A 2,970-nucleotide genomic window follows, 5' to 3' on the forward strand; every position below is an offset into this window, starting at 1 on the left:
AGAGAACTCCATAAAAAAGATGATCCAATAGTCAAGTGGTTTGATAAGGGATTTCCACAAACCACTTTGGCAAATGGGGAAGTCGATTAATCTGTTTTTCCAACTCTGCCATTGCCTTCTGAATCAACTTTACCCCAGTGTGGTAAACCTTCTCAATGAGCTTGACGACCGGATTTTTTCCTTTGAAGGTAAGGGTTTCGGCAAAGTGAAGCACCGTTTCCACACCCCAAGAGTAAACTCCCCTTCCAATGCTGCTCCAGCCAGCCAAAGGTACGTTCTACTGGATTGTACTTGCTGTGATAGGGGGGATAGTAGGCTAACTCAATGTTCAATTGCGACTGCTGGGCAAAGGCTACCATCCGGTTCATAAACTGAGTACGACGAGAATGGTTCTCCGGCCCATTGTCTTGGTTAATCACCAATTTGTGAATGTGGCTAAAGCGGTCTTTTACCATCGCCCACCACTGCTCCAGCAAGTCCACAATACAATCTGCGGTCAGTTTAGAGCTGACAAAGAACAAGTACAGTTCATTGTATTCGGGGAGGAAAATACCATAGGGGGTGAGGGTGGTGCTCGCATCAAAATCATGATCTAAGGCAATAGTGGTCACTCGCGTTTTGCCTCCTCGGTCAAACTCTCCAACTTTGACCGCTACTTTGGCATCCATTGAGATACGTAAGGTCTGCGGGTCAGCATCGGCCTGTTGATTAACCGAGTGGATTTGCTCAAAGATGGCATCCGTTTCCGGTATTTTCTTTTGCGGTTTCGCCTTGACTACTCGTTTTAATCTATATCCCATCTCGTTTAATCGGCAACGAATTGTCTCCTCACTGGGTAATTCCTCCGGATGGTAGCCTTTCTGCTCTATCAATTGACGACGCACTTCCGATGCACTTATCCGGCTGTATAAACGGGTGCTTTTGAAACTAGGATCGGTCTGTGCCTGGGGTTCTACCAAGGCTCGTATGTCTTCGAGCAAATTAGGTAATTTTTCTTCTACTCGCTTGCGTCCACTGCGATGATAACCATCTTCGAGTGCTTGTCCACTGGTCAATTCCCCCATCCCTTTGCGGATTGTTCGCCGATTCCAGCCCAATTCTCGTTCGGCAAAGGTTTGCCCTCCAATACCTAACGTTTTCACCACTTCTGCCATAAATTGTCGTCTGTCACTGCCTTTCAGCTTTTGGGCAGTTTTGATATAAAGGGCTTTCAGACTATCGGTTAGTTGAATCAGGGATGCTGGTTTCATGCGAGTTCCTCACTCTGAGGATTTTCCCGTTATTATAGGATCAATCATTCTCTGTAATTCTCCTAGTGGTTTTTCCCTATTCTCCCCACACTTAACCCATTCGGCACATCTTCGCTCAAGGTCAGTTGACTCCCTAACATCGGGTTCGCTTTTGGTGGCAATTTATCTCTGGCGACCTTAAGATAGTTTTTGTTTTTCCCTTGACTATGGTGGCCAAGCATACACCTCTTTGTTACCACAACTTGGGTAATTTGTCAAGGAAAAGGCAAAATTTCCTCAATAAACCCAGAGGAGATAGAACTACAGCACTACCCTGACAGCCCAGAACCTTGCCGTTGACTGAATACCCGATCGAGGTTTTCTGAGTCTCCAGAAATTTTTTGTTAAAATTTGCAACATAACTTAACAATGTGTTACACTTCTTAACATAATCATCCAAAAGGAGCCTCCCCATGACTGCCCGCGGCTACACCACCGAAGAACAAGGAAGACTGAATAATTTTGCTGTCGAACCGAAAATGTACGTTGATAGTTCTAGCAGTCTCGGTTTTACCAAAAACGCTGAAAAATTGAATGGCAGACTAGCCATGATTGGCTTTGTCTCTCTTTTAGCCATTGAATTGTTAACCGGTAAAGGAATTATTGCTTGGATTACCAGTCTCTAAGAATTAACAATCCCGTCGCGTTGTTCGGGGAGTTCAGTCCCCGTCCAGACGGGGTGGTTTAGATACCATAAATGCCCTCAAAAACAGCTTTAGCAGGACCTGTCATGTAAACCCGGTTATCGGTTTGGGACCAGTGAATCTGAAGACAACCACCGGGCAGTTCCACGGTACAATGGCGATCGCATTTAGCCGTTAACAGGGCCGCCACTACCACAGCACAAGCACCAGTACCGCAAGCGAGAGTAATTCCCGCTCCTCTTTCCCAGACACGCATCTTCATATAATCCGGTGCGATTACCTCCACGAACTCCACATTAGTCCGTTGGGGAAAAACCGGATGATGTTCAAATTTTGGCCCGATAGTTTCTAGGGGAATAGAGGCCAGATCATCGACAAAAGTGACACAGTGGGGATTACCCATACTAACGCAAGTAACTAACCAATCTTTGCCCTCCACCTCTAGGGGAACCGCGAGGACTTTTTCTGACCCCTTGACCAAAGTGGTGGGGATTTCACTGCCTAGGAGTTGCGGCGGTCCCATATCGACCGTTACCTGTTCATTGGCTTCTAAACGGGGAATTATCGTTCCTGCTAGAGTATGAATGCGATAGGTGCGGCCAATGGCGTTGTTAGCCTCTAAACGGGCGATAAATTGGGCTAGACAGCGAATACCGTTACCACACATTTCTGGTTCCGAACCATCAGAGTTGAAAATTCTCATGGTGTAGTCGGTTGCTGCTTGGCCGGGAAGCGCAAAAATCACGCCATCGGCACCGATGCCAAAATGTCGATCGCACATAGCCACGGCCATTTCCGCTGTGATCAGGGGTTCGGGACTGTGACGGTTATCTATCAAAATAAAATCATTGCCCAGGCCTTGATATTTGGTAAAGGGGATTTTCATGGTCAATAAAAGCTGCTCAACAGGAATAATAGAGGATGAACACCTCGTCGATAAACTCATTATGTCTCAATTTGATCCCGGTCTGCCTAGTATTAAACAAGTACAGAGCTATATTCAAGAGAAACGGGAAGTAGAAATTAAGTTAAGCACC

Annotated in this window: 5 protein-coding genes; 3 read left to right on the forward strand and 2 right to left on the reverse strand. The window is 46.2% G+C overall.

Annotated elements, in window-relative coordinates; all coding sequences use genetic code 11:
- Positions 1-31 precede the first annotated feature (31 nt).
- A protein-coding gene (locus PX481_RS09650) for an ISAzo13 family transposase (protein WP_223213110.1) occupies positions 32-1,232 on the reverse strand; the annotation gives its coding sequence in 2 pieces (ribosomal slippage) (positions 32-229 and positions 231-1,232; 1,200 coding nt in all).
- 16 nt (positions 1,233-1,248) lie between these two features.
- Between PX481_RS09650 and PX481_RS09655 the strand changes: the two genes are divergently transcribed.
- Both PX481_RS09655 and PX481_RS09660 read left to right on the forward strand, forming a co-directional pair.
- Positions 1,249-1,431: a hypothetical protein gene (locus PX481_RS09655; protein ID WP_288094491.1), complete on the forward strand. Its 183-nt coding sequence runs from the start codon at positions 1,249-1,251 to the stop codon at positions 1,429-1,431.
- A gap of 271 nt (positions 1,432-1,702) precedes the next feature.
- The gene (locus PX481_RS09660; RefSeq protein WP_002756687.1) at positions 1,703-1,915 is read left to right on the forward strand and encodes a CAB/ELIP/HLIP family chlorophyll-binding protein; all 213 of its coding nucleotides are present in this window, start codon (positions 1,703-1,705) and stop codon (positions 1,913-1,915) included.
- A gap of 58 nt (positions 1,916-1,973) precedes the next feature.
- Here PX481_RS09660 and dapF read toward each other — a convergent pair whose 3' ends face one another.
- A complete protein-coding gene (gene dapF / locus PX481_RS09665; RefSeq protein WP_002756688.1) occupies positions 1,974-2,819 on the reverse strand; it encodes a diaminopimelate epimerase in 846 nt (281 codons plus the stop codon).
- A gap of 61 nt (positions 2,820-2,880) precedes the next feature.
- Here dapF and PX481_RS29655 point away from each other — a divergent pair.
- The coding region (locus tag PX481_RS29655) for an Hfq-like protein (protein WP_502888594.1) at positions 2,881-2,970 on the forward strand (90 nt) is incomplete at its 3' end.

The sequence above is a fragment of the Microcystis sp. M53603_WE2 genome, assembly GCF_030065435.1.

Coding starts and splice junctions, on each gene's coding strand:
- dapF (WP_002756688.1), bottom strand. CDS start 2,819: ATGAAAATCCCCTTTACCAAATATCAAGGCCTGGGCAATGATTTTATT.
- PX481_RS09660 (WP_002756687.1), top strand. CDS start 1,703: ATGACTGCCCGCGGCTACACCACCGAAGAACAAGGAAGACTGAATAAT.
- PX481_RS09655 (WP_288094491.1), top strand. CDS start 1,249: ATGCGAGTTCCTCACTCTGAGGATTTTCCCGTTATTATAGGATCAATC.